24 protein-coding genes are annotated in these 23,602 nt (G+C 68.9%); 10 read left to right on the top strand and 14 right to left on the bottom strand.

Annotation, left to right across the window (positions count from 1 at the left end; genetic code table 11):
- Positions 1-72 precede the first annotated feature (72 nt).
- The 8 genes from smpB to Q344_RS0113035 all read left to right on the top strand — a co-directional run bounded on the left by smpB (position 73) and on the right by Q344_RS0113035 (position 5,418).
- Positions 73-546 carry an SsrA-binding protein SmpB gene (gene smpB, locus Q344_RS0113070; protein WP_028287118.1) on the top strand — a complete coding sequence of 158 codons (474 nt, stop codon included), beginning with the start codon at positions 73-75 and terminating at the stop codon, positions 544-546.
- Between the two features lie 68 nt (positions 547-614).
- Complete coding sequence (locus Q344_RS0113065; RefSeq protein ID WP_028287117.1) at positions 615-1,229, top strand: ribonuclease D; 615 nt, start codon at positions 615-617, stop codon at positions 1,227-1,229.
- A gap of 7 nt (positions 1,230-1,236) precedes the next feature.
- On the top strand, positions 1,237-2,208 hold the full coding sequence (locus Q344_RS0113060) for a KpsF/GutQ family sugar-phosphate isomerase (RefSeq protein ID WP_028287116.1): 972 nt from the start codon (positions 1,237-1,239) through the stop codon (positions 2,206-2,208).
- 1 nt (position 2,209) lies between these two features.
- Entirely contained in the window at positions 2,210-2,821 is a 612-nt protein-coding gene (gene lptC, locus Q344_RS0113055) for an LPS export ABC transporter periplasmic protein LptC (protein ID WP_028287115.1), read from the top strand.
- 2 nt (positions 2,822-2,823) lie between these two features.
- Positions 2,824-3,327: a lipopolysaccharide transport periplasmic protein LptA gene (lptA, locus tag Q344_RS0113050; RefSeq protein ID WP_036539201.1), complete on the top strand. Its 504-nt coding sequence runs from the start codon at positions 2,824-2,826 to the stop codon at positions 3,325-3,327.
- Positions 3,324-4,085 carry an LPS export ABC transporter ATP-binding protein gene (gene lptB / locus Q344_RS0113045; RefSeq protein ID WP_028287113.1) on the top strand — a complete coding sequence of 254 codons (762 nt, stop codon included), beginning with the start codon at positions 3,324-3,326 and terminating at the stop codon, positions 4,083-4,085. The genes lptA and lptB overlap by 4 nt, the downstream gene beginning before the upstream one ends.
- Positions 4,086-4,326: 241 nt before the next feature.
- On the top strand, positions 4,327-4,896 hold the full coding sequence (gene hpf / locus Q344_RS0113040) for a ribosome hibernation-promoting factor, HPF/YfiA family (RefSeq protein ID WP_028287112.1): 570 nt from the start codon (positions 4,327-4,329) through the stop codon (positions 4,894-4,896).
- Positions 4,897-4,953: 57 nt separating this feature from the next.
- Positions 4,954-5,418: a PTS sugar transporter subunit IIA gene (locus Q344_RS0113035; protein ID WP_028287111.1), complete on the top strand. Its 465-nt coding sequence runs from the start codon at positions 4,954-4,956 to the stop codon at positions 5,416-5,418.
- Positions 5,419-5,422: 4 nt separating this feature from the next.
- On the opposite strand, the gene Q344_RS0113030 is transcribed toward Q344_RS0113035, so the two are convergent.
- The 8 genes from Q344_RS0113030 to cysQ all read right to left on the bottom strand — a co-directional run bounded on the left by Q344_RS0113030 (position 5,423) and on the right by cysQ (position 14,774).
- Positions 5,423-6,853: a sulfotransferase family 2 domain-containing protein gene (locus Q344_RS0113030; protein WP_028287110.1), complete on the bottom strand. Its 1,431-nt coding sequence runs from the start codon at positions 6,851-6,853 to the stop codon at positions 5,423-5,425.
- A 6-nt stretch (positions 6,854-6,859) separates the two neighbouring features.
- Positions 6,860-8,560, bottom strand: a complete 1,701-nt coding sequence (locus tag Q344_RS0113025; protein ID WP_028287109.1) for a DUF5927 domain-containing protein — start codon at positions 8,558-8,560, stop codon at positions 6,860-6,862.
- Positions 8,557-9,537 carry a glycosyltransferase family 2 protein gene (locus tag Q344_RS0113020; protein WP_409372505.1) on the bottom strand — a complete coding sequence of 327 codons (981 nt, stop codon included), beginning with the start codon at positions 9,535-9,537 and terminating at the stop codon, positions 8,557-8,559. The genes Q344_RS0113025 and Q344_RS0113020 overlap by 4 nt, the downstream gene beginning before the upstream one ends.
- Before the next feature lie 74 nt (positions 9,538-9,611).
- Positions 9,612-10,838 carry a glycosyltransferase family 4 protein gene (locus Q344_RS0113015; RefSeq protein ID WP_028287107.1) on the bottom strand — a complete coding sequence of 409 codons (1,227 nt, stop codon included), beginning with the start codon at positions 10,836-10,838 and terminating at the stop codon, positions 9,612-9,614.
- 23 nt (positions 10,839-10,861) lie between these two features.
- Positions 10,862-11,752 carry a UTP--glucose-1-phosphate uridylyltransferase gene (locus tag Q344_RS0113010; protein WP_028287106.1) on the bottom strand — a complete coding sequence of 297 codons (891 nt, stop codon included), beginning with the start codon at positions 11,750-11,752 and terminating at the stop codon, positions 10,862-10,864.
- A gap of 180 nt (positions 11,753-11,932) precedes the next feature.
- Positions 11,933-13,180, bottom strand: coding sequence for a glycosyltransferase family 2 protein (locus tag Q344_RS0113005; protein ID WP_028287105.1), 1,248 nt, complete (start codon positions 13,178-13,180; stop codon positions 11,933-11,935).
- Positions 13,177-13,977, bottom strand: coding sequence for a 3-deoxy-manno-octulosonate cytidylyltransferase (locus Q344_RS0113000; RefSeq protein ID WP_028287104.1), 801 nt, complete (start codon positions 13,975-13,977; stop codon positions 13,177-13,179). Before Q344_RS0113000 ends, Q344_RS0113005 begins: the two co-directional genes overlap by 4 nt.
- Positions 13,977-14,774: a 3'(2'),5'-bisphosphate nucleotidase CysQ gene (gene cysQ / locus Q344_RS0112995; RefSeq protein ID WP_028287103.1), complete on the bottom strand. Its 798-nt coding sequence runs from the start codon at positions 14,772-14,774 to the stop codon at positions 13,977-13,979. The genes Q344_RS0113000 and cysQ overlap by 1 nt, the downstream gene beginning before the upstream one ends.
- 132 nt (positions 14,775-14,906) lie before the next feature.
- Between cysQ and Q344_RS0112990 the strand changes: the two genes are divergently transcribed.
- Entirely contained in the window at positions 14,907-15,728 is an 822-nt protein-coding gene (locus Q344_RS0112990) for an ABC transporter permease (RefSeq protein ID WP_028287102.1), read from the top strand.
- On the top strand, positions 15,725-16,342 hold the full coding sequence (locus Q344_RS23920) for an SH3 domain-containing protein (RefSeq protein ID WP_051630610.1): 618 nt from the start codon (positions 15,725-15,727) through the stop codon (positions 16,340-16,342). The genes Q344_RS0112990 and Q344_RS23920 overlap by 4 nt, the downstream gene beginning before the upstream one ends.
- 11 nt (positions 16,343-16,353) lie before the next feature.
- Here the strand turns inward: Q344_RS23920 and Q344_RS0112980 are convergent, their stop codons facing one another.
- From Q344_RS0112980 to Q344_RS0112955, 6 genes are all read right to left on the bottom strand, one after another.
- Entirely contained in the window at positions 16,354-17,670 is a 1,317-nt protein-coding gene (locus Q344_RS0112980) for a M16 family metallopeptidase (protein WP_028287101.1), read from the bottom strand.
- Positions 17,667-19,007, bottom strand: coding sequence for a M16 family metallopeptidase (locus tag Q344_RS0112975; RefSeq protein ID WP_028287100.1), 1,341 nt, complete (start codon positions 19,005-19,007; stop codon positions 17,667-17,669). Before Q344_RS0112975 ends, Q344_RS0112980 begins: the two co-directional genes overlap by 4 nt.
- A 138-nt stretch (positions 19,008-19,145) precedes the next feature.
- Entirely contained in the window at positions 19,146-19,667 is a 522-nt protein-coding gene (locus tag Q344_RS0112970) for a DUF3035 domain-containing protein (protein ID WP_028287099.1), read from the bottom strand.
- A gap of 52 nt (positions 19,668-19,719) precedes the next feature.
- Positions 19,720-20,190 carry a signal peptidase II gene (gene lspA, locus Q344_RS0112965; RefSeq protein ID WP_028287098.1) on the bottom strand — a complete coding sequence of 157 codons (471 nt, stop codon included), beginning with the start codon at positions 20,188-20,190 and terminating at the stop codon, positions 19,720-19,722.
- A gap of 10 nt (positions 20,191-20,200) precedes the next feature.
- On the bottom strand, positions 20,201-21,802 hold the full coding sequence (gene purH, locus Q344_RS0112960; RefSeq protein ID WP_028287097.1) for a bifunctional phosphoribosylaminoimidazolecarboxamide formyltransferase/IMP cyclohydrolase: 1,602 nt from the start codon (positions 21,800-21,802) through the stop codon (positions 20,201-20,203).
- A gap of 17 nt (positions 21,803-21,819) precedes the next feature.
- On the bottom strand, positions 21,820-23,574 hold the full coding sequence (locus tag Q344_RS0112955) for a heparinase II/III family protein (RefSeq protein WP_028287096.1): 1,755 nt from the start codon (positions 23,572-23,574) through the stop codon (positions 21,820-21,822).
- Between the last annotated feature and the right edge of the window lie 28 nt (positions 23,575-23,602).

The raw sequence follows: 23,602 nt of genomic DNA, 5'->3' as shown, positions 1-23,602 counted from the left end.
AAACCAATTCCGCAGCCTGTGCGCAAGCGCGAGATGGACATGCGGCCGGGAATGCCTATATGGAGCCCGACCATGGCCAAGAAACCCGAGAACCCCAATTACAAGGTCATCGCCGAGAACCGGCGGGCCCGCTACGACTACGCGATCGAGGACGACCTCGAATGCGGGATCGTGCTCATGGGGTCCGAGGTGAAGAGCCTGCGCACCGGCCAGTCCAACATCGCCGAGAGCTACGCCACGGTGGACGACGGCGAGCTCTGGCTGGTGAACGCCTATATCGCCCCCTACCAGCAGGCCATGTTCGGCCACGAGGAGCGGCGGCGGCGGAAGCTGCTCGTGAACCGCAAGGAACTGGCGCGGCTGTGGTCGGACACGCAGCGCAAGGGGATGACCCTCGTGCCGCTGGTGCTCTACTTCAACCACCGGGGCACGGTAAAGCTGAAGATCGGCATCGCCAAGGGCAAGAAGGCCCCCGACAAGCGCGAGACCGAGGCCAAGCGCGACTGGAACCGCCAGAAGCAGCGGCTGCTAAAGGAACACGGCTGAGCGCCTGCGTTGCAAGGCCGCGACGGGCGGGCTATGCCACGGTAATCCTGAACGAGCGGAACCGACCCTTGACCAACCATCTCTACAAGCGCGACCTGCCCGACGGGCTCGACCTCGGCCCGGTCGTGGCCATCGACTGCGAGACCATGGGCCTGAACCCGATGCGCGACCGGCTCTGCGTCGTGCAGATGTCGGGCGGCGACGGACATTCCCACATCGTGCAGGTGGAGAAGGGCCAGACCGAGGCGCCGAACCTCGCCCGGATGCTCGAGGATCCCGACGTCCTGAAGCTCTTCCACTTCGGCCGGTTCGACATCGCAGCGATGTACCACGCCTTCGGCGCGCTCGCGGCGCCGGTCTATTGCACCAAGATCGCCTCCCGGCTGATCCGGACCTACACCGACCGGCACGGGCTGAAGAACCTGACGCAGGAGCTGATCGGCGTCGACCTCTCGAAACAGCAGCAGTCGAGCGACTGGGGCGCCGAGGAGCTGACCGAGGCGCAGCTGGACTATGCGGCGTCGGACGTGCTCTACCTTCACCGCCTGCGCACGGAGCTCGACCGCCGGCTTGCCCGCGAGGGCCGGACCGAGCTGGCGCAGGCCTGTTTCGACTTCCTGCCGACGCGCGCGAAACTCGACCTCGCGGGCTGGCCCGAAACCGACATCTTCGCGCACAGCTGAGGCCGCCATGTCCGACCGCGCCCAGTATCTCGCCACCGCCCGCCGGGTCATCGGGATCGAGGCGGCGGCGCTGAAACGGCTGGAAGAGGCGCTGGACGGCGGCTTCTCGGAGGCGGTCGAGACGATCCTCGCCGTGAAGGGCCGGGTCATCGTCTGCGGCATGGGCAAGTCGGGCCATGTCGCGCGGAAGATCGCGGCGACGCTGGCCTCGACCGGCACGCCCGCGCAATTCGTCCATCCGGCCGAAGCGAGCCATGGCGACCTCGGGATGGTGGCCCCGGGCGACGCCGTGCTCATCCTGTCGAACTCGGGCGAGACGCCGGAGCTGGCCGACATCCTTGCGCATGCGAAGCGCTTCCGGATCCCGGTGATCGGCGTGGCGGGGAACCCGGACTCGACCCTGATGGCGCAATCCGAGGTGAAGATCGTCCTGCCGAAGGCCGAGGAGGCCTGCGGGACCGGCATCGTGCCGACATCTTCCACCACCATGACCCTGGCGCTCGGCGACGCGCTGGCGGTGGCGCTGATGGAACAGCGCCAGTTCACCGCCGAGCATTTCCGCGCCTTCCATCCGGGCGGCAAGCTGGGCGCGCAGCTGCGCCTCGTGCGCGACCTGATGCACGGGCAGGAGCAGGTGCCGCTGGTCGCGGGCGCCGCGCGGATGCCCGAGGTGCTGCTCGAGATCACCCGCAAGGGCTTCGGCGTCGCGGGCGTGACGGACCCGGACGGGCGGCTGGCCGGGATCATCACCGACGGCGACCTCCGCCGGCACATGGAGGGGCTCCTGTCGCACAGCGCCGCCGAGGTGATGACGGCGAACCCGCGCACCATCGGACCGGATGCGCTGGCGCAGGAGGCGGTGGCGGTGATGAACGAGGCGCGGATCACCAGCCTCTTCGTCGTGGACCGGCGGCAGGGTGGCGGCGCGGCGCTCGGGCTGCTGCACATCCACGACTGCCTGCGCGCCGGGCTTGGCTGACATGGCGCGGCGCGACCGGCATACGCGCATCGTCGGCTGGCTCAAGATCGGGCTGCCGCTGGCCGCGCTGGCCATCCTGTCGACGCTCTTCCTGCTGTCGCGCCGGATCGAGCCGGCGGACGACCTGCCCTTCGCGCAGGTCGAGCTCGAGGACCGCGCCCGTCGCCAGCAGATCACCCGGCCGAGCCTCTCGGGCGCGACCGACAAGGGCGATCTGGTCGAGGTGAGCGCGGCCGAGGTGCGCCCCGACACCGCCGATCCCGGGCGGGTGACGGCGATGGATGTCGCGGCGAAGATCGGCTTCGCCGACGGCGGCTCCATGCAGGTGCGGGCCGACAGCGCGCAGTTCGACCAGGGCGCGGGACAGGCGGACCTGTCGGGCGACGTGCTGGTGGCCACCGGCACGGGTCAGGAGATCCGCACGGGACGGCTGACCATCGCGCTGGACACGCTCGAGGTGGTGGCGCCCGGCGAGGTGCGCAGCACAGGCCCGGAAGGCACGCTCACCGCCGGGGGCATGCGGGTCACCGGGGGCGCCGGCGGCGATGACGTGCAATTGGTTTTCACCGACGGGGTGAAGCTGGTATACGAACCGCAACGTTCCGAGGATTGACCATGACGACCGCCTTTTCGACCGCGATCCGCGCCTTCGGCCTTGCGCTGCTGGTCTGCGTTCCGGCCCAGACCCTCGCCCAGGGCCCGAGCCTCGCCTTCGGCAGCTCCGACAATTCCGACAAGCCGGTCGAGGTCGATGCGGACAGCCTGTCGGTCAACCAGAAGGACGGCACGGCCGAATTCTCGGGCAATGTCCGCATCGTCCAGGGCGACATGAAGCTCTCGGCCCCGCGGGTGCTGGTGGAATACACCGAGGACCAGAGCGGCGTCGAAAGGCTCGAGGCCTCGGGCGGCGTGACCATCGTCAGCGGCGAGGACGCGGCGGAATCCGAAACCGCGGATTACCGCGTGCAGGACCGGGTCATCGTGATGAGCGGTGCCGTGACCATCGTGCAGGGCCCGAACACGATCAGCTCGGACAAGGTGACGATCAACCTCGCGACCGGCACCGCGCAGATGGAGGGCCGCGTCCGCACCGTGCTGCAGAGCGGCCAGAGCGAATGACGGACACGCCGGGGCTGACGGCGGTCGAGGGGTCCTCGGGACTGCGGGTCATCAACCTCCGCAAGAGCTATCGCAAACGGGTGGTCATACGCGACGTGACCATCGAGCTCGAGCGCGGCGAGGTCGTGGCCCTGCTGGGACCGAACGGCTGCGGCAAGACGACGACCTTCTATTCCATCGCCGGCCTCGTCGTGCCCGAGGGCGGCCACGTGCTGATCGACGGGCGCGAGGTCACGGGGCTGCCGATGTACCGTCGCGCACGGCTCGGCATCGGCTACCTGCCGCAGGAGATGTCGATCTTCCGCGGCATGAACGTCGAGGACAACATCCTCTCGATTCTCGAGATCGCCCAGAGCGACCCGCTGAAGCGGCGCGAACGGCTGGAGGAGCTGCTCTCGGACTTCTCGATCGAACACCTGCGCCGCGCGCCCGCGCTGGCGCTTTCGGGCGGCGAACGCCGCCGGGTCGAGATCGCGCGCTGCCTTGCCGCGGATCCCAAGTACCTGCTGCTCGACGAACCCTTCGCCGGGGTGGACCCGATCTCGGTCGCCGACATCCGGCACCTCGTCGCGGATCTGAAGAAGCGCGGGATCGGCGTGCTCATCACCGACCACAACGTGCGCGAAACGCTCGAGATCGTGGACCGCGCCTATATCCTGCACGACGGCAAGGTTCTGATGTCCGGCTCGCCCGCCGACGTGGTCGAGAACGAGAACGTGCGTCGCGTCTACCTCGGCGACAGCTTCCGCATCTCCTGACCGGCGGCGGCGCCCGCGATGCGCGGGTAACCGCGCCTGCCGGATTCGATTGACAGGACGGCGGCACCTCGCCTCAAATGGAGGAATGACAGTCGCGTCTCACGCCATTTGCCGCCGACCGGGCGAAAAGCCCGGGCCCGGCAATTGCTTGGCGGACGGACGGTCTTATCTCGGTATGGAGAGCTGATCGGAGCGCTCTCGCGCACCGGCGGCTCTTCATGCTTATCGTGAAGGAGACGACATGCGCTACCAGATCACCGGAAAACAAATCGACATCGGCGATGCCCTTCAGACCCACGTGAAGGACGGTCTTAACGAAGCGATCGCGAAATACGCCGAACGCCCGACCGAGGCGATCGTCATCTTTTCCAAGAGCGCACACGAATACGTCTGTGAAGCGACGGTGCACCTGAGCACCGGGCTGACGGCGCAGGCCAAGGCCCATTCCACGGAAATCTACGCCGCTTTCGAGGGTTGCAGCGAGAAGATGGAGAAGCAGCTGCGGCGCTACAAGCGGCGTCTGAAGGATCACCACAGCAAGCGGACGGACCCGGTTGAACATCTGGAAGCGTCCTCTTATATCCTCGCCGCGGATCAGGAGGAGGGGGAATCGGAAACCGAGGACCTTCAGCCGATCATCGTGGCTGAGATGCAGACCCGGATTCCGTCGCTGTCGGTCGGCGAGGCGGTCATGCAGATGGAACTGGCGGGGGCTCCTGTGTTAGTCTTCCGCCACGAAGGGAAAGACGGGCTGAACGTCGTGTATCGCCGCGAGGATGGCAATATCGGCTGGATTGACCCGCGAACGTAAGGGTATGGGCGCCGTCCCCGGGCGGGATGGCGGCAGGCCGAAGCGAGACAGGACAGTATGAATCTTTCGGCAATTCTCAAGGCCGAGGCGGTCAAGGTCATTGGCGCAGCCTCGAGCAAGAAACGCCTATTGCACGATCTCGGCGACCTGGCACATGCCGCCTATGGTCTGGACTCGGCCCGCGTGGTCGAGGCTCTGCTGGAACGCGAGAGCCTCGGCCCGACCGGCGTCGGTCACGGCGTCGCCCTGCCCCATGCCCGCATGGATGGTCTGGACAACGTGCGCGGGGCGTTCATCCTGCTTGAGAAACCTGTCGATTTCGATTCCGTCGACCGCCAGCCGGTCGACCTCGTCTTCGCCCTCTTCGCCCCGCTGGACGCGGGCGTCGAACACCTCAAGGCATTGGCGCTGGTGTCCCGGAGCTTCCGGGACGACAGCATCTGCAAGAAGCTGCGCGCCAATGCCGATCCGGCCACGATCTATGCGATCCTGACCTCCGATCAGGGCATGCAGGCCGCCTGAGCCGTCAGCGCCGCCAGCGGCGGTATCCGAAGATCATGTAATCGCGCTGATAGACGTCCTGGACGCGCGCCTCGACCTCGTCGTCGTAGAAGGCGGCCAGCGGCACGATGGCGCCGTCCTGCGGCACCGCGGGCTCGGGCGCCTTCTTCACCCCCGCGCTCCTGGCGAGCATCGGCAGCCAGCGGGCCATGTCCTCTTCCCGCACCACCATGTCCGGCAGGGCGAACTGGCCCATCCCCTCGATCAGCGCGGCCTGGGTGGACCACGAGGGGTCGATCCGCAGCGCCGTCTGGCCGGCGAGGTTGGCCTTCACGAAATCGAGGAAGGCGAGGAAGGCGGCGCGGTGCGCTTCCGCCCCCCAGTCGGGGCCCGGCGCCTCGGCGGGGATCGGCAGCTTGTAGCGGTTGCGGAGGATGCGCCGGATCTCTGCAAGGCTGCCCTCTCCGGTTGCGAGGATCCGCTCGCAGAAGGCCGCGTGGGCGCGCGCGACGGGATGGCGGATCACCGTGAAGCTGCGGTGCCCGGCGTGGCGCCGTTTCCACTGGCGCAGCTCCTTCTGGGACAGGCGGGTCAGCAGCGCCTCCTCGTCCCCCCCGTCAAGCGCAGCCAGCCACGCCCGCACCTCCGCCTCGGGGCCCGAGCGCACCGGCAGGTACATCAGCGGCGCCTGCGCGGCGGCAACGTAGGAGGGCACGGCCGGCCCGCGCCGGGGTTCGAAATTCGGGGTCCGGGACAGGTTGAACCGGTCGAGCCGCGCCAGCGCGCCTTCCATCTCGGGGAAGTTCGCGACCTTCTCTTCCAGCCCCGCCGGGTTCTGCCGCTTGAGCTTCTGATCCAGCTCCTCCAGCCGCCCCTCGACCCCCAGCCATGCGGCCAGCCCGTTCATGACGGCAAGGTCCTGCAGGTCCTCGTAGGCGACGTAGAAGGCCGTCTGCCCGCTGCGCTGGAGCGCGTTCATCAGGCGCACCTGGAAGGCCTGAAGCGCCTCCAGATGGGCCGAGAACTCGGCCGCGTCGAATGCCGCCGGCTCGTCCTTGCGCTTGCGCACGTCGGTCAGCTTCCACTGGCCGGTGGCCTGCGCGATCTTCCAGCTGACGTAGCTGTCGACCGGGTTCCGGGTCAGCACGATCTTGGCACAGCGCGGATCGTCCACCACCAGGTCGAAGACCCGCGGGTCGTGGTCGTGGAAGTAGCGGAAGCCGCCCATCCCCTCGGTCCGGTCACGTATGGTCGCGATCAGCGCAGCCGGATCGGCATCGCGCGCCGCCATGCCCATGCCGAGGATCTCCTCGCGGTTGGGATAGCCGATGAAATGGGGATTGAACGCCTCGCCGTGGCAGGTCACGCCGGGGATGGCGTTCAGGTTCGCCTCGAGGAAGTTGGAGCCGGTCCGCATCTCGGCGAACATGACGAAGTGATCGAAAGTGCCGCTCATGATGCCTTATTTCCGCACGAGGTAGGGTTTCGGCGCCTTGCGCGCGCCGCCGGGCTGCGGGTCGGTCGAGACCGGGAAGTCGCCCATCAGATGGGGATGCATCCCCTGGTTCTTGAGGTTCTGGAGGAAGCGGCCGAAGCCCGTGAGGTCGCTCATCGTCGGCGCCTCGGACAGGCGGCGCGTGGTGCGCGTGCCCAGTTCGGAAAGCGTGGTCTGCAGCGCCTCCATCGGGGCCTCGATGAAGTCCGCCATGCTCCAGATATGCACCCGCGCCTTGGTGTCGGTCGCCCGCAGCAGGTCGAGGAAGGACGCCTCGATCTTCTGGAGCCGGGCGGCCTCGGCCCGGATCTCGCTGAAATTGACGTTCGACCGGAAGAGCGGCAGCGCCCATGCGCCCGAGATCACGGCGATCCGCGCATTGCCGTCGCGGGCCAGGTCCCACCGGATGTGCTGGTTGTCGGCGGGCCCGTACTGGAACGCCTGCATCTCGCCCCGCGTCGCCCAGAGCAGGTTCGTCAGGAAGGCGCGCGGGTTGTAGTCGCGGATCGCCGCGCTGTCCGAGATGGCGCCGGCGATGATCTCCTGCCCGCCGGCGAATTCCGCCCGCGCGGGGCCGTAGAGATGACCGTGCACCCGCATCCCCGTCTGCCCGGCGAGCCAGGGCTCGAAATCCTCGAACAGCTCGGCGAAGCCCTGGAACACGGCGAAGGGGGCGCAGGTCGTCCCGTTCTCCCAGCCGTGGTTCGGCCAGCGCGACTGCATGTAGAGCCCCGGCCGCCCCCGCGTCCGCCGTTCGACGGCGCGGCTGAAGATGCGGTCGATCTTGCCGGGGTTCGGTTCGGTCTTCCGGCCCTCGCCCTCCTCGGTCAGGAAGGTGCGGTAGAGCCGGTTGGCATGCGGCCAGATCTTGCGCGCGACGAAGCAGTCCGACCGGCGCAGCAGCTGGAGGTGGTCGTCGTAGAAGATGTGCGGCTTGCCCTGGAAATCGAACTTCGACAGCGTCAGCGACCGGCTCTCGATCTGCCGCGACCAGAGCCGCGAGAGGGTCTGGAAATAGCTCTCGTCGGGGATCCAGACGCGCTGGAAGTAGCGGTCGTAGGTCGGCCGCTCCGGGTCCTCCAGGATCGCCGAGAGGGTCTGCCGCGTCAGGCACCACCATTGCGAGCCCATGTGCGGCACGATCCCGTTCGGCATCCGGCGCTTGTAGCCGAGGCGGCGCTGCAGCTCGACGTAGCGGTCGAAGAGGCGGCGGTGCCGCTTCCACGAGAACGGGAAGCGCAGGGTGAAACGTTCGCTGTCCAGCCCTCCGACGGTCCAGGCGACGTCTGCGGTCGTCGCGCTTTCGATGAAATCGGTGCGCGGGCGGGCGGCGAGGTAATCGCGCAGTTCCTGCACCGGCCTCAGCGGCATGCAGGAGCCCGAGGCAAGGTAGACATGCGTCACCTCCGGGAAGTCGCGCAGCATCAGCTCGCAGGCCTCCTGCGTGGCCGCGACGATGCCCCAGGTGCCCCATTCGCAGCGGTGACGGCCCGAGAAGCGCACGCTCTCCACATCCGCCAGCGACTTGCGGAACGCCCGGTTCACCCGGCGCGGCACGTTCGCGTCGGCGTGGATCACCACCGGGCAGCCGGCGGCGGCCCAGTGCCGCGCCACCTGCTCGGCCCGGTTCAGCGCCGTGTGGACCAGCATGACGATCCCGACCGTCACGCCCAGTTCCCCTTGGACATCAGCCCGAGGATCTCGAGCTGGCGCCAGTTGATGTATTTCTCGGACCAGCGGCACCAGAGCTCGGGATCCTGCTTCAGCGTTTCGGCATAGGCGCGGTATTCGACCGAGGCCGCGTAATGCTGGCCGCGGTCCAGCTCTTCCGCGGCCTTCTCGCCGAAGGTGTGCAGGAACTTCGTGTGCAGCAGGATGCCCGACGCCTTCTCGCCCCCCCATTCGTCGTAGACGAGGTTCAGGCCGCGCGGCAGCAGCGTGTGGGTCGAGGAGACCCAGGCATAGTCCCGGTCCCATTTCACCAGCGGGATCTTGTTCAGCGCCGGCGCGCGCGCGGGCTCGTCCGGGAAGAACATCCGCATCCGCGGGCCACCCTGGATCCAGAGGTTGCCGTAGAGGTGGTTCTTCGAGATCACGTAGTTCCCGGCGTCGAACCAGGCGGCGATCTCGAGCGGGTTCTGCCCGGCGACGTAGGGCTGCGCATCGAGCCGGCCCTTGGGGTACATGTCCAGCAGCATCGCCGGGAAGCTCTTGATCGACGAGGCGTCGAGCCAGTCGGTCAGCGCCGGAAGCGGGCGGGTGTCGCAGAACGGGTAGATGAAGAATTCGTCCGGATCGACCGTCAGCGTCCAGTGCCCGTGGCCGTGTTTCAGCTGGAGCCAGTTCAGCCAGTCCACCCCGAACCGGGCGCGCTTGTAGCTCGCGGCGGTGGTCCAGAGGGAAACGTCCTCCTGCCCGGCCAGGTAGTCGCGGGTGCCGTCGGTGCTGTCGTTGTCCACGATCAGGAAGTGCGACACGCCCATGTCACGGTAATAGCGCAGGAAATAGGGCAGGCGGATCGCCTCGTTCCGGCAGGTCGAGAACACCAGGATGTCGCGCTTGCGGATCTGGCCGGTGCGGTCGGCCACGCGGGTCAGTTCGCGCCGCTTGCGGAACGCCCGGATGCGCCAGCGTTTCCGCTGCACCCTGAGTCTGTATGACTGCGCGAAGCCCAATGGTGTCCTATCCGTCCCGCCGGGACCGGGTCAGGCTTCGGCTATCAGGTCAACGTTAAAACGATGTCGAAATGATCCTGCCACGATGGCGGGACATAGCCGTCCTGAATCCCCGTCCCCGAAACCCTGCCGTCTACTCGTGCCAGTGTCCTGACCTCTTTCGTCCAGGATACGCGATCGGACGGGTTTAGGTAAACGGGAATGTCCCCGAGAACCTCGTGGAAAACACCCAGGTCCGCGCAGACCACCGGGGTGCCGAGCGCCGCCGCCTCGACCGGGGGCAGACCGAAGCCCTCCGCGAAACTGGGCTGGAGCAGACCCGCCGCCCCCGCCACCAGCGCCGCGACCGCGCCATCGGGCAGGTCCGGACATTCCAGGACCGGCCCGTCCGGCGGCAGCGCGTCGAGCCGGGCGAAGACGGCCTCGTTCCGCCAGCCCCGCGCGCCGCAGATCACCAGCCGCGGCACCGGGTCGGGCCCGGCGGCGAGGTCCTCCCAGGTGTCGAGCAGCAGCGCGTGGTTCTTGCGGGGCTCGATCGTGCCGAGGGTGACGAAATAGGGCGCCTCGGGCGGCAGACCGGGCGGCAGCAGCGCCGGATCGGGGCGCGGCGCCGCGACCCCCAGGTGGGCCACCACGCCCTTCACGCTCAGGTTCCAGCGGTTCAGGACGCGCTCCACATCGCCCTTGGTGCGGGCCGAGTTGAAGATCAGCAGGTCGGCATGCCGGCCGGTCCTCTGCAGCGCCGCGCGGAAGCGGGACACAGTGCCCTCGCGCTGGAACTGCGGGTAATCGAGCGGGATCGTGTCGTGGATCATCACGGCGATCCGGGCGCCGCGCACGCCCCTGACCGCCTTCAGCACGCGGGAGGTCAGGTTGGAATGGCCGATGTTGAGATAGGCCAGCCCCTCGGGCATCCGGCGCCGCAGCAGCCAGCGCAACCCGACGCGGCTGGACCGGGCGCAGGCGAGCCGGCGGATGTCCGTATCGGCCCGCCTCTGCATCGGGGTCAGCCGCCGCCCGAGCCGGGCGATCAGGTCCGGCGCGCCCCAGTCACGCCGCCCGTCGATCCGGCGCAGGAGCCCCGTCAGCCCCTCGCGGTCCAGCAGCGCATAGCCCGCCACCGTCCGCGCCAGCCCGTAGAGCGGCGTGTCGAGCGACAGCAGATGCACGAGATAGGCGCGTTCGACCCGGTCGACGCCGGTCAGCCCCCGCCCGGCACGGCTGACGAGTCGCGTGACGTCGAGCAGGCGCGCGGCGGGGGGCTGGGTCATTCAGGGGCTCGGGCGGAGGCGGCTTACTGCGCGGCCTTGCTGAAGTTGACGATCTCGTGGAGGTAATCCGACAGCTCGTCGCGCAGTTCTTCCCGTGCGAGGCCGAAGGCCACGGTCGCCTGCAGGAAGCCGGCCTTGGACCCGCAGTCGAAGCGCTGGCCCTGGAAGCGGTAGCCATAGACCTTGCGGCCCTCGGTGATCTCCTGCGCGATCGCGTCGGTCAGCTGGATTTCCCCGCCCGCGCCGGTGGACTTGCGGTTGAGGTTCTTCAGCACCTGCGGCGTCAGCAGGTAGCGCCCGATCACGGCGAGGTTCGACGGCGGATCCTTCTCGGGCTTCTCGACCATGCCCTTGACCGAGACGAGGTTGCCGTGGTCCTCCGAGACGTCGAGCATCCCGTAGCTCTTGGCCTTGCTGAGCGGCACTTCCATCGCGGCGACCATGTTGCCGGGGGAGTCCTCGAAGGCCTCGACCATCTGCTGCAGGCAGGGCTTCTCGGCCGCGATCACGTCGTCGGGCAGGATCACCGCGAAGGGCTCGTCGCCGATCAGCCGCCGGGCGCACCACACGGCATGGCCCAGGCCGAGCGCCTTGTGCTGGCGGATGTAGGCGATCGCGCCGCTGTCCATGTTGGTGGCCTCGAGCGCCTCGAGCAGCTCGGTCTTGCCCTTCTCCTTCAGCTCGGCCTCGAGCTGCGGGGAATGGTCGAAGTAATCCTCCAGCGCGCTCTTGCCGCGCGAGGTGACGAAGATGAATTCCTTGATCCCCGCCGCCCGTGCCTCGTCGATCGCGTACTGGATCAGCGGCCGGTCGACGAGGGTCATGATTTCTTTCGGAACGGACTTGGTCGCGGGAAGAAACCGCGTCCCCAGCCCTGCCACCGGGAAGACCGCCTTGGTAATCTTCGTGCGCATGTCGCTTCGTCCTTCAATCGGGGGCGCCTCGGACGCCCTTGTCAGTCACGATCCTAGCATCGGGCAGTCAGAGGCTAAACGTCAATCCCGCCCTCTGGTTGCACACGGACCGCTATTTGTGCCTTTCGGATGGTCATACCTGCATATTTCGACGGCAGATCCATCCGGAATTCCGCTTGCTCAAGGCCTACCCGCCGGCGGGGATCGCTGCAATGCAGCACGCTCGCGTTCTTCCCGCGCCCGGGCGGAAAACCGCTTCCAGCGCCGGCGGGGGCCCTCCCGCAGGCTCCGACCCCAGAGCCCGCCGGTCTGTTCCCACACGCCGGACGGATCGAAGCGCACCCGGTGCGCGCGCATCGTTGGCGACATCAGCAGCAGCGTGACCGTCTCGCCCGCTCCGGCCGCGGCGCGGGCCGCGGCCCGGTGGCGGGCGGCGAAGAGGCGGCGCCCGGCGATGAAGCGCTGCGCGCCGGTCGCGCGGGTCTCGAACGGCAGGAACCAGTGCCGGGCGTGGGGCAGCGCCGGCATCGGCCGGACGGGGCGCGCGGCGCCCTCGGCCAGCCCCGCCTCGAGCCGGCGCATCAGGCGACGGACGTCGCGCGGTTCGATCCGGCCGGCGACCATATGCGCCAGCAGCGCCCGGCGCTGGTCCGCGCGGAGCGCGGTCAGCACCGGCCCGTGCTCGTGTTCGGGGCAGTGCTTGCGCAGGAAGACCATGGTGCTGGCGCCCACGTCGAACAGGTCGCGCGGGCCCCGGTTGCGCGCGCGGCGGGGGCTTTCGGCATAGGCGTGGTGCACCTCGGCCAGCGGCACGATGGCGGTGGCGTGACCGGCCTGCGCCAGCCGCAGGTTCAGGTCCGTCTCGTCGAGGTAGAAGCGGAACGCCGGATCGAAGCCGCCCATGCCGGCCAGCAGGTCGCGGCGGACGGCCATGTTGGTGCCCTCGGTCTTGATCGCGCGGCCCGGTGCCGGGGTCAGCAGGACCGGGCGGTCGCTGGCGAGGGGCAGGTCCCGCGCCACGCCGGAGGGCGCGACGCTGCGCGCCCGCCACTGGAACGAGATCCCGTTGCGGCCCCGGACGAAGCCGCCGGCCGCCGCCGCCTCGGGCCACGTGAAGCCCTGCACGAGATGCGCGAGCCAGCCCGGCTCGGGCACCGCGTCGTCGTCGATGAAGGCCACGATCTCGCCCGCCGCCTCGGCGATCCCCGCGTTGCGCGCGGCCGAGATGTTGGCCGCGTCGAAATCGACGACCTTCACCTCGTCCCCGAGCCCCGAGGCCCGGACCGCGCCCGCGCCCTCCGGGTCGGTGACGACGACGATCTCGTAGGCGGGGTAGAGCAGCCGCGACAGCCCCGCGAGGCAGAGCCGGAGCGGCCCGGGACGCCCCCGGCTCACCACCACGACGCTGACCGTCGGGGCCGGGCTCATGTCAGCGCCGCGGCCGCCATCATCGCCTCGACCCGGCTCACGTCCTCGGGGTTGTTGACCTCCCAGAAGGCGCGGCCCCGCGCCTCGACCTCGACGCAGAGCACCCGGTGGCCGTGTTCGAGGAAGCGGAGCTGTTCCAGCCCCTCCAGCCCCTCCAGCGGCCCGGGCGTCCAGCCCGGATAGGCGGCCAGGGCCTGCGGGCGGTAGGCATAGACCCCGACATGGTGAAAGACCGGGGTCGGATCGGACGGCGCGTAGCGGCCCGCGGTGTGGGGGATGACCTCCTTCGAGAAATAGAGCGCCCTGCGGCGATCGTCGAAGACCGCCGTGGTGCCGCCCACGCGGCCCGCCCGGCGATCCTCGAGAAAGCCGTTCAGCGCCGCGCCGTCGCAGCGCAGCACCGGGGTCGCCATTCCGGCGTCGGGATCGGCGTTCAGCCCCGCGACCAGGTCGGGCACGAACCACGGCGGCGTCAGGGGCGCGTCGCCCTGGAAGTTCACCACCACCTCGAACCCGCCGCCGAGCGCCGCGTGCGCCTCGGCCACCCGCTCGGTCCCGTTGCGGCAGCCGGATGAGGTCATCACCACCTCGCCGCCGAACCCCCGCACCGCCGCGGCGATGCGGTCATCGTCGGTCGCCACCACCACGCGGTCCACCCCGGGTGCGCCCGTCGCGGCCTCCCACGAGCGGCACACCAGGCTCTTGGCGATGCCGTCCGGTCCGGTCAGGGTGACGAGCGGCTTGCCGGGGAAGCGCTGCGAGGCATAGCGCGCGGGGATGACGACGAGGACGGACATCAGGCGGGCTTCAGCTCGACCTTGGGCGCATAGGCGATGAAGAAGGGATTGGCGAAGCCCTCCTTGCCGTAGACCAGCGGCTGGTGATCGTCGAACCGCACGACCCGGCCGCCCGCGCCTGCCAGCACGGCGTGGCCCGCGGCGGTGTCCCATTCCATCGTCCGCCCGACGCGGGGATAGAGATCGGCCTCTCCGGTCGCCACGAGGCAGAACTTCAGCGAGGACCCCGCGCTCTTCATGTCCTTCACGGCGTATTTGCCGATGTAATCGTCCGTCGCCTGGTCCCGATGGCTTTTCGAGGCCACCACCATCAGCGCCCCGTTGTCCGGATCGGAGACCCGGATCGGAGAGGTCTGGCCCGGCGCGTCCAGATCGAAAGGCCCCGCCTCCTCGACCGCGCTGCCGTCGGCGAGGGTATAGAACATCCGGCCCCGGGCCGGCGCATAGACGACGCCGCGGATCGGCGCGCCGTTCTCGACATAGGCGATGTTGACGGTGAAATCGCCGCGCCGGTTGACGAATTCCTTCGTCCCGTCCAGCGGATCGACGATCAGGAAGGTCTCGGCCCGCTTCTCGTGCGTCGCCGCCTGCTCCTCGGTGATCAGGATGGTGCCGGGAAAGGCCTCGCGCAGCCCGGCCGAGATCAGCGCGTCCGCGGCCTCGTCCGCCTCGGTCACCGGGCTCGCGTCCGACTTCACCTTCACCTCGAAACTGTCGGATTCGTAGATCTCCATGATCTTCGCCCCGGCCTCGAGAGCCAGCCTGCGCATCACGGTGACAAGTTTGTCATGGTCCAAAAGAAACTCCTTTTCCGGCCAGCCGGGCACGGCGGCCCGTTTGAAACTCCGCGCGGGCCAAGTTATGGTCAAGCCTCAACCAAACGGCAACATTTCGCTGCCATTCGGTCGGATCTGTGCGGAGCCGGCGACATGTTCGAGCAGAATACCCCCAGGACCACCTTCCAGTCGGGCGTGCAGCACCTCGAGCTGATCTATCACTCGATCGTCCGCGACATCCGCAAGAGCCACGGCAACGCCTTCCTGTCGATCCTGCTGAACATGCTCCAGGCGGCGATGTTCGTGATCTCGTTCTACGTGATGTTCACGATCCTCGGCCTGCGCAGCTCGGCCGTGCGGGGGGACTTCCTGCTCTACATCATGTCGGGGATCTTCCTCTTCATGACGCATACCAAGACGCTGGGCGCGGTGGTCGCCTCGGAGGGGCCGGCCTCTCCGATGATGAAGCATGCGCCGATGAACACGCTGGTCGCCATCGCCTCGGCCGCGCTCGGCACGCTCTACATCCAGGTGCTGTCGATGGTGGTGATCCTGTTCATCTACCACACGCTCTTCACCCAGATCACCATCGAGCAGCCGATCGCGGCCTTCGGCTGCCTGCTGATCGCGTGGTTCACCGGCGCGGCGCTCGGGGTGCTGCTGCTGTCGATCAAGCCGTGGTTCCCGCGCTTCGTCGGCATCTTCACCACGGTCTACCAGCGGGCGAACATGATCGCGTCGGGCAAGATGTTCCTGGCCAACTCGCTGCCGGGCTACATGCTGGCGATGTTCGACTGGAACCCGCTGTTCCACTGCATCGACCAGGCGCGGGGCTTCATCTTCATCAACTACTTCCCGCGCTACACGAACCTCGCCTATCCGATGTATGTCGGGATGACGCTTCTGATGGTGGGCATGATGGCCGAATTCTACACGCGCAAGCACGCCTCGGTCAGCTGGGGGGCCCGGCGATGAGGGCGGCGGTCCTCGCCCTCTGCGCCGCGCTCGCCGCCGCGCCCGCGATGGCCACGCAGGACGCCTTCCCGGCGCTCTACAGCGTGCAGGACGTCGCCTCGGACGATGTGCTGAACGTCCGGGCCGAACCCCGTGCGGGGGCCGAGATCATCGGCGCCCTGCCGTGGAACGCCCGCGACATCGAGGTGGTGGAGCTTGCCCCCCGCGCCGACTGGGGCCGGGTGAACGTCGACGGCCGCTCGGGCTGGGTCTCGCTGCGCTTCATGCGGCGCCACCCGGGGCAGTTCATGGGCGCCTTCCCCGAGATCGCGCGCTGCGCCGGGACCGAACCGTTCTGGGGCCTCGACCAGGCGGCCGGCATCTACGACTTCTCGGCACCTGGCGGTCCGCGCCTCGGCTTCACGGAAAGCTGGCGGGGATCGTCGCTCGGCCGCAGGGACCGGCATGCGCTGATGCTGACCGGACGGACGGCGGAGGCGACGGCGGTGATCTCCTACGGCGCGTGTTCCGACGGGATGTCCGACCGGCACTACGGGCTCGGCATCGACCTGATACTCGAAGGCGGGCCCGATGGACCCGCCCTCTATTCCGGCTGCTGCACGCTGCAGCCCTAGCCCGGGCGCCTTCAGTTCGAGGTCTCGACCAGCCCCTCGGGCTTGCCGGCGACGACGAAGGTCAGTTCGTCCGGCTGCATCAGCTCCTTCGCCACCCGGTTCACCTGTTCGAGCGTCACCGCCTCGACCTTGTCGTTGCGGGTCGCGGCATAGTCGATCGGCATCCCCTGGATCTGCATCCCCGCGATGATGTTGGCGATCGGCCCGTTGCCGTCGAAGCGCAGCGGATAGGCGCCGGTCATGTACTTCTTGGCGGCGTCGAGCTGTTCCTCCGTCACGCCCTCTTCGGCGATGCGGGCCCATTCGGCGCGGATCACCTCGATCGCCTCGGCCACCCGGTCGTTCGCGGAGGCGACGGAGCCCATCCAGACATTCGCCCCGTCCTTGTCCATCAGATAGGAATAGGTGCCGTAGGTCAGGCCCCGCTTCTCGCGGACCTCCTTCATGAGGACGCTCTCGAAGCCGCCGCCGCCGATGATCGTGTTCAGCAGATAGGCCGCGAAGAAGTCCGGATCGTCCTGCGCCATCCCCGGCTGGCCGAAGATCGCGACCGACTGCGGCGTGTCGAACTCGACCACATGCGTGCCGCCGTCAAAGGTCAGCTCGGCCAGCTCCGGCAGCTCCGGCCCGCTCTGGGGCATGTCGCCCAGCAGGTCGTCGAGCAGAACCTTCAGCTCCTCCGCCGTGATGTCACCCACCACGCCGATATAGAGCCGGTCCTTCACCAGCGCGTTCTGCCACGCCTCGACGATGTCGTCGCGGGTCAGGGCCGCGACGCTCTCGAGCGTGCCCTCCCCCGCGGTGGCGTAGGGGTGATCGCCGTAGATCGCCTTGGCGAAGGCCTCGCCGGCGATGTCGTCGGGGTCGGACAGGCTCGACCGGATGATCGAGAGCACCTGCGCGCGCACCCGTTCGACCGCCTCGTCGGGGAAGGTCGGCTCGATCAGCGACGAACGCAGCAGATCCACCGCGGCGTCCCGGTTCTCGGACAGGAACTTGGCCGAGACGGTGAAGGTGTCGTCGTAGGCGTCGTAGTCGAACGAGGCGGCAAGCTCCTCGGCGGCTTTCGCGAAGCCGCGGGAATCGAGCTCTCCGGCGCCTTCCTCCAGCAGCCCGGCCATCAGGTAGGTGGCCCCGCGCTTGCCCGGCGCGTCCAGCGAGGTGCCGCCCCGGAAGCGCAGCTCCAGCGCAGTGAAGGGGATCGAATGTTCCTCGACCAGCCAGGCGGTGATGCCGCCGTCCGAGGTCACTTCCTGGATCTCCACCTCGGCCCGCGCGGGCAGCGCGGCGGCAAGGCTCAGCACGATGGCGGCGGCGAAACGGATCATTGGGTCATCTCCTGCGTCATCAGCCAGCCGGTGACGGATTTCCTGGGGTCGAAGACCTCGCGCGCGGCGGCCATGATGTCCTCTTCGGTGACGGCGGCGAGGATGTCGGGCCAGGCCTGCACGTCCTCCACCGTCAGCCCCTGCGTGAGGGCCGAACCGTATTGCCGCGCGATCGCGTCCACGTCGTCGCGCATGTAGATCTGGCCCGCCTTGAGCTGCATCTTGATCCGCTCGAGCTGTTCGGGATCGACGCCCTCTTCCATGAACTCGGCGATCGCCTGATCGAGCGCCGCCTCGCCTTCCTCCAGGCTCACCCCGTCGGCGGGCACGATGTAGATCCCGAAGGTCGTGTCATCGAGCGACTGGCCCGAGTAATAGGCCGAGGCATAGAGCGCCTTCTTGTTGCCGAACTGGAGCTTCTCGCTCAGCACCGAGGTCTGCCCGCCGCCGAGGATCTCGGCCAGCATGGTCAGCGCCGCGGCGGTCTCCTGGTCGCCGCTGTCGCGCTCCGGCGCGAGGTAGGAGCGGCTGACATAGGGCTGGGCCACGCGCGGGTCGGCGAAGGTCAGGCGGCGCGGTGCGGTCTGCGGCGGCTCCTGCGGGCGGGACCGTTCGGGCAGCGACAGGTTCGGCGGGATGGCGCCGTAATACTTCTCGGCCAGCGTCTTCACCTCGTCCGGCGTGACGTCGCCCGCCACAACGAGCACCGCGTTGTTCGGCGTGTAGTAGCGCTGGTAGAATTCGACCGCGTCGCCCCGCGACAGCGTCTCCATCTCGTGCTTCCAGCCGATCACCGGCACGCCGTAGCGGTGGTTGAGGTACTGCGCCGCGCGGGCCTGTTCGTTGTAGAGCGCGCCGGCGTTGTTCTCGGTCCGCTGGTTGCGTTCCTCGATGATCACCTCGCGCTCGGTCGCGATGGCGTCCTCGGTGAGGTTGAGATTGACCATCCGGTCGCTCTCCATCTCCATCATCAGTTCCAGCCGGTCGGCGGCGACGCGCTGGAAATAGCCGGTGTAATCATGCGTGGTGAAGGCGTTGTCGGTGCCCCCGTTGTCCGCCACGGTCTTCGAGAACTCGCCCGGCGCCAGCTTGTCGGTGCCCTTGAACAGCAGGTGTTCCAGGAAATGGGCGACGCCCGAGACGCCCGGCGTCTCGTCGGCGGCCCCGGCGCGATACCACACCATGTGCACGACGACCGGCGCGCGGTGATCCTCGATCACCACGACCTCCATGCCGTTCGACAGGGTGAAGTCGGTGACCATGTCCTTGAGTTCGGCCGCCTTCAGCGGCAGGGCAAGCGAGGCGAGTGTAAACGCGGCAGCGGCGAGCCGTTTCATCGGCGCTCCTTTCCGATCAGGCCAGTACGGGCAGGGCGCCCTGCGCGCCAAGATACGCCGAAGGGGGCGGGCTGCAACCGGCCTGACGCCGATGTGACGCGGTCGTGTGCGGTGCGGCGACCGGAGGGGCGCCCGCTGTCAGCGCGACGCGGGCGGGGCCGTCGGGGTGGGCGCGCCGGCGCGACGCCACCGGGCCGCGGTGGCCTGGGAATCGAGCGTCTGGCCGCGGTAGGCTTGGTAGTAGCGGTCCACCTGGAAGAGCCGGAACTTGGTCAGGAACGACTGGCGGCGGCGGAACGCCTCGTCCTCCTGCGCCAGCGTCTGGCGGATCGCCGGATCGGTCCCGTTGCGTGCGGCATAGGTCACGAGCCCGCCTTCGCTGGCCGGGATGCCCGAGGGCTGCAGCGCGGAGGGCCGACCGCCGAGCGCCGCGACGGCATCGGCATTGGGCGTGAGGTCGGTGCGGTTGCTGCCGCCGGGCGTCGGCGCCGGCAGGGCATTGTAGCTCTGCGGCTGTTCGAGCGGCTTGTTCGGCAGGACCGCGAATTCCTCGGGCCCGCCCGATCCGCTCTGGAAGCTGCGCAGCGTGATGTCCCGGTCCGACCCGCAGGCCGCCAGTGCGGGAAGTGCCAGAAGGATCAATGCCCGAAAGCTTCTCATCGCTCGCTCCGTCCTCATTGGACCCAGTGTCTACCGCATCGTGCCACGCCCGTCACCCGGCCTTTTTGTCGGCCGGGATGAGGACGAGCGCCGCCGCGCCGAGGAATATCGCGATATCCGCGACGTTGAAAGCATAGGGATTCTCGATCCCGCAGCAGGACATGTTCAGGAAGTCCGCCACCGCGCCATAGACCAGACGGTCGATGACATTGCCGATGGCGCCGCCGACCAGCAGGCCCGCCGCGATCATCCCCGCCGTGCGCGGCCGCTCGCGGTGCACCCACCACAGCACCGCGGCGCTGATGGCGAGGGCGATGGCGACGAGGATCCACTTCATCAGGTCGTCCTGGCGCGAGAGGAGACCGAAGTTGATCCCCTCGTTCCACGCCATGCGGAAGTTGAGATAGGGCGGGAAGACGTCGATCTCGCCCCGCGCGCGCAGGTTCAGCCCGTGCACCACGAGCAGTTTGGTCAGCTGGTCCACGACCAGCGTGATCAGGGCCGTGATGAGGGTCAGGCGCACTCCGATGCCCTCAGTGCCGGAAGTGGCGCATGCCGGTGAGGACCATGGCGAGCCCCGCCTCGTCCGCCGCCGCGATGACCTCGTCGTCGCGCATCGAACCGCCGGGCTGGATCACCGCCGTGGCGCCCGCCTCGGCCGCGGCCAGAAGCCCGTCGGCGAAGGGGAAGAAGGCGTCGGAGGCCACGACCGATCCCTTGGCGGGCGTCTCGGAGAGGCCCACCTCCTCGGCCATGCGCCGCGCCTTCAGCGCGGCGATGGTCGAGCTGTCCACGCGCGACATCTGCCCCGCGCCGACGCCCACGGTCGCGCCGTCCTTGACGTAGACGATCGCGTTCGACTTCACGTGCTTGGCGACGGTCCAGGCGAAGAGCAGATCCTTCAGCTCCTGATCGCTCGGCGCCCGCCTGGTAACGACCTTCAGATCCTCCGCCGTGATCCGCCCGCTGTCGCGGTCCTGCACCAGCAGCCCGCCCGACACCTGCCGCCAGGCAACGCCCGGCGCGGCCGGGTCGGCCAGCCCGTCGGTCAGCAGCAGGCGCAGGTTCTTCTTCTTCGCCAGCAGCTCCACCGCCGCGTCATCGGCGCCGGGGGCGATGATGACCTCGGTGAAGATCTTCGAGATCTCCTCGGCCGTCGCCACGTCCAGCGCGCCGTTCAGCGCGATGATGCCCCCGAAGGCCGAGGTGCGGTCGCAGTCGAAGGCGCGCCCGTAGGCCTCCGCCAGGGTCGCACCCCGGGCCACGCCGCAGGGGTTGGCGTGCTTGATGATCGCCACCGCCGGGCCGTCCTCGGGCCGGAACTCCGAGACCAGCTCGAAGGCCGCGTCGGTGTCGTTGATGTTGTTGTAGCTCAGCTCCTTGCCCTGAAGCTGCCGCGCGGTGGCGACACCGGGGCGGGAGGAGCCGTCGCGGTAGAAGGCTGCCGACTGGTGCGGGTTCTCGCCGTAGCGCAGGGTCTGCGCCAGCTCGCCCGCGAAGGCGCGGCGGCGGGGGGCGGCGTCCTCGAGCGCGCCGGCCATCCATCCCGAGACGGCGGCGTCATAGGCGGCGGTGCGGGAATAGGCGGTCAACGCCAGCCGCTGCCGGAAGGCGTAGGTGGTGCGCCCGCCGTTCTCTTCCAGCTCGGCCAGCAGGCCCGCGTAATCCTCGACATCCGTGACCACGTTGACGAAGGCGTGGTTCTTCGCCGCCGCGCGGATCATCGCGGGCCCGCCGATGTCGATGTTCTCGATGCAGGTGTCGTAATCGGCGCCCTTGGCGACCGTCGCCTCGAACGGGTAGAGGTTCACCACCAGAAGGTCGATCGCCGGGATATCGTGCTCCAGCATCGAGGCGACGTGGCCGTCGTCGTTGCGCAGCGCCAGAAGCCCGCCATGCACCTTGGGATGCAGCGTCTTGACCCGGCCGTCCATCATCTCGGGGAACCTGGTGACCTCGGAGACGTCGATGACGTCCAGCCCGGCATCGCGCAGGGCCTTCGCGGTCCCCCCGGTCGAGAGCAGTTCGATCCCGCGTTCGGCGAGGGCTTCCGCCAGCTCGACCAGTCCGCTCTTGTCGGACACGGAAAGAAGGGCGCGGCGCAGGGGCTGCAGGCCGGGGTCTTGGTCAGTCATGGGGCTCGGTCGTTCCGTTACTGTTCGTCTAGGGCGCTCGTCTCCGCGTCGTCCCGGGCCAGATCCCGGATCGAGATCGGCGTCTCCTGCGCCTTGGACAGGGACCAGCGGATGCGGGTCGCATACTCCATTGCGCGCCCGGACAACACGATCTGTTTGGTCGCACGCGGCTTGAGCCGGTTCTTTTCCAGGTAGACCGAGGCGTCAAGCCGCATTTCTGCGCGGCCGTCGTGCCGGAAGATCCAGATCTCGCCGGATCTGAGCGCAATCGAGACCGCGGCGCCGCCCAGGTCGATCTCGGCATCCGCCTCCGGATGCAGGTGGAACCGGATCTGCCACGGGATGCCGGCCAGCCGGACCGCGTCCATCGCCTTGTCGAACCGGCGCTTGTCGCCCTCCTCCAGCGCCAGCAGCATGTCCTCGCCCGCCATGCCGCGCCCGTCGAAGGTCATCTCCAGCAGCCGCGCATGGGTCAGGCCGTAGCCCTTCACATATGCGTCATGGCCGCCCTCGAACCGGATGCCGTCGCTGGCGTGGCTGATCTGGATCGGCACCCGGCGCGGCGCCTCGACCAGCCATTCGAGCGAATCGCCGCCCTTGCCCGGGGCCAGCCGCCCGGTCGAGGTGGCGTCGAGGCACAGCGTCGAATGGCTGGGCGTGGCCCGTCCGGCCCGCCGCCAGTCGCGCCCGAAACTGATGCCCGAGCCGCAATTCACCACCACGGGCCGCCGCCCCGAGGTCAGCTCGAACGCCAGCGTCGAGGCATGGGCATTGCCGCTGGCCTTCCCTTCGGGCGGACGGCTGGCGTCGATGATGACGCTGGTCCGCCCCGCGCTCAGCCGCGCGAAGCCCATGGCGAGCCCGTCGGAATGGCGCCCCTTCACCGCGCTCGCCGCGAGCGCGTGGTCGAGCCGCCCCTCCGCCCCCCGGCCGCCGCCGTGGAACCGGGCCAGCCCGCCGTCCGAATGGCGCAGGGTGCGCAGCGTGGGCGCGATCCGCTCGATCGCATCGAGATGCTCGCGCCCCGGGGTCCGCCCGACGGCGCCAAGCGCCGCGGCGGCCCAGGTGAGCAGGGTGAAGACGTCGAGCAGCTCTTCCGGGTTCCGGGTCGGCAGGCCGCCCTGGCTGTCGATCTGGTCGGCGCATTCGCGCCCCAGGGCCCTGATCGCGGGTTCGGCGAGCGTCTCCATCCCCTCGAGCGCGAGCCCCGCATAGATCAGCCCGGTCAGCGCCTCGAACCGGGCAATGCCGGTCGCCGCGCTTTTCCAGCGCCGCGAGAGGAAGACCGTCTGCTGCCCGAGCGAACGGTGGAAGGCGCGGCTCTGCGGGGTGTCCCGGGACCGCAGCAGGAAGAGCGCGTGGTTGATCCACCGGATCAGCCGCCGTCCGGCGAGGTCGGGCGCCCAGCCCGGCCCGCCGCCGCGCCCGTAGCGGTCGATCCAGCCCCAGGTCCATTGCTGGGCGAGGTCCCGCGCCGCCCGGTCCCCGACCGCGGCGAGGTCGTCGAGCCAGGCGAAGCCGTGCAGCTCGTCCTCGAACCACGGGTCGGGCATCGGCAGGTCCCAGATCGCGTGGCCCGGCGCCTCGACGAGGCTGCCGGCGAAGAGGAAATTGCCGACCATGAGCTGCCGGCCCTTGGCGAAACTGCCGATCGTGCGCGGTTCGGGCTGCGAGACAAAGCCGGTGGCCGGCCGCGACAGCACGCTCAGACGTGCGTGCACACGGTCGAGAAAACGACCGCGCCGTGCCGAACCTTTTTCGGGACGTGACATCCGACCTGCCTCATGCGCCGTGCTGGCG

Source organism: Pseudooceanicola nanhaiensis DSM 18065, assembly GCF_000688295.1.
GTDB classification, from domain to species: Bacteria; Pseudomonadota; Alphaproteobacteria; order Rhodobacterales; family Rhodobacteraceae; genus Pseudooceanicola; species Pseudooceanicola nanhaiensis.
The sequence above is the reverse complement of the archived record's forward strand: the minus strand, read 5'-3'. Positions and strand labels throughout refer to the sequence as shown.

Excerpts from the sequence above, each read along its gene's own strand:
- Q344_RS0113035 (WP_028287111.1), top strand. The coding sequence starts at position 4,954 with ATGAATCTTTCGGCAATTCTCAAGGCCGAGGCGGTCAAGGTCATTGGC.
- purH (WP_028287097.1), bottom strand. The coding sequence starts at position 21,802 with ATGACTGACCAAGACCCCGGCCTGCAGCCCCTGCGCCGCGCCCTTCTT.
- Q344_RS0113060 (WP_028287116.1), top strand. The coding sequence starts at position 1,237 with ATGTCCGACCGCGCCCAGTATCTCGCCACCGCCCGCCGGGTCATCGGG.
- lptB (WP_028287113.1), top strand. The coding sequence starts at position 3,324 with ATGACGGACACGCCGGGGCTGACGGCGGTCGAGGGGTCCTCGGGACTG.
- lptA (WP_036539201.1), top strand. The coding sequence starts at position 2,824 with ATGACGACCGCCTTTTCGACCGCGATCCGCGCCTTCGGCCTTGCGCTG.
- Q344_RS0112970 (WP_028287099.1), bottom strand. The coding sequence starts at position 19,667 with ATGAGAAGCTTTCGGGCATTGATCCTTCTGGCACTTCCCGCACTGGCG.
- smpB (WP_028287118.1), top strand. The coding sequence starts at position 73 with ATGGCCAAGAAACCCGAGAACCCCAATTACAAGGTCATCGCCGAGAAC.
- Q344_RS0112990 (WP_028287102.1), top strand. The coding sequence starts at position 14,907 with ATGTTCGAGCAGAATACCCCCAGGACCACCTTCCAGTCGGGCGTGCAG.
- Q344_RS0113010 (WP_028287106.1), bottom strand. The coding sequence starts at position 11,752 with ATGCGCACGAAGATTACCAAGGCGGTCTTCCCGGTGGCAGGGCTGGGG.
- Q344_RS0113000 (WP_028287104.1), bottom strand. The coding sequence starts at position 13,977 with ATGTCCGTCCTCGTCGTCATCCCCGCGCGCTATGCCTCGCAGCGCTTC.
- Q344_RS0113015 (WP_028287107.1), bottom strand. The coding sequence starts at position 10,838 with ATGACCCAGCCCCCCGCCGCGCGCCTGCTCGACGTCACGCGACTCGTC.
- Q344_RS23920 (WP_051630610.1), top strand. The coding sequence starts at position 15,725 with ATGAGGGCGGCGGTCCTCGCCCTCTGCGCCGCGCTCGCCGCCGCGCCC.
- Q344_RS0112975 (WP_028287100.1), bottom strand. The coding sequence starts at position 19,007 with ATGAAACGGCTCGCCGCTGCCGCGTTTACACTCGCCTCGCTTGCCCTG.
- Q344_RS0113005 (WP_028287105.1), bottom strand. The coding sequence starts at position 13,180 with ATGAGCCCGGCCCCGACGGTCAGCGTCGTGGTGGTGAGCCGGGGGCGT.
- Q344_RS0112955 (WP_028287096.1), bottom strand. The coding sequence starts at position 23,574 with ATGTCACGTCCCGAAAAAGGTTCGGCACGGCGCGGTCGTTTTCTCGAC.
- lptC (WP_028287115.1), top strand. The coding sequence starts at position 2,210 with ATGGCGCGGCGCGACCGGCATACGCGCATCGTCGGCTGGCTCAAGATC.
- Q344_RS0113030 (WP_028287110.1), bottom strand. The coding sequence starts at position 6,853 with ATGAGCGGCACTTTCGATCACTTCGTCATGTTCGCCGAGATGCGGACC.
- hpf (WP_028287112.1), top strand. The coding sequence starts at position 4,327 with ATGCGCTACCAGATCACCGGAAAACAAATCGACATCGGCGATGCCCTT.
- Q344_RS0112980 (WP_028287101.1), bottom strand. The coding sequence starts at position 17,670 with ATGATCCGTTTCGCCGCCGCCATCGTGCTGAGCCTTGCCGCCGCGCTG.